Below are 539 nucleotides of genomic sequence, written 5' to 3'. Positions count from 1 at the left end.
GTCTTCGACATGGCGACGACCGTCGTCTCCTACGGCACGGTGAAGGGGCATGCGCTGCTCGGCACGCCGATGCCGGAGGGCTGGATGATCGACGCGAAGACCGGCGAGCCGCTCACCGACCCCAGGCGCAGCGCCGAGGGCATCCTGCTGCCGATCGGYGGCTACAAGGGCAGCGGGCTGGCGCTGATGCTCGGGCTGCTGGCAGGGCCGCTGAACCGTGCGGCCTTCGGCAGGGATGTGGTGGACTTCAACGCCGACGACCGGACGGTCACAGAGACCGGCCATGTGCTCATTGCCCTCGACGTCGCGCGCTTCCTGGATCCGGCGGCGTTCCAGGCCGAGGTTGCGCGGCACCTGGCGGATCTGCGCGCCTCGGCGCGCCTGCCTGGCGTCGAGCGTATCCGCCTGCCCGGCGAGATGCGCGCGGCCCGAAGGCGCGACCGCGCCGCCCATGGCGTGCCGCTGCCGCCGCAGTTGATGGCGCAGTTGGACCGTCTCGCCGGCGCGACGGGCGCCGCCCCCCTGGGGCAGCGCTGAGG

1 protein-coding gene is annotated in these 539 nt (G+C 73.0%); it reads left to right on the top strand.

The window, feature by feature from the left end; genetic code table 11:
* Positions 1-537, top strand: a 537-nt coding sequence (locus AC1DWF_RS37965; protein ID WP_476843563.1) for an Ldh family oxidoreductase, incomplete at its 5' end; no start/stop codon positions are given.
* Positions 538-539: the final 2 nt, after the last annotated feature.

This window comes from Aminobacter sp. P4_D5 (assembly GCF_056401815.1).
Note: the sequence above shows the minus strand (reverse complement) of the source record. Positions and strands in the feature narration are given on the sequence as shown.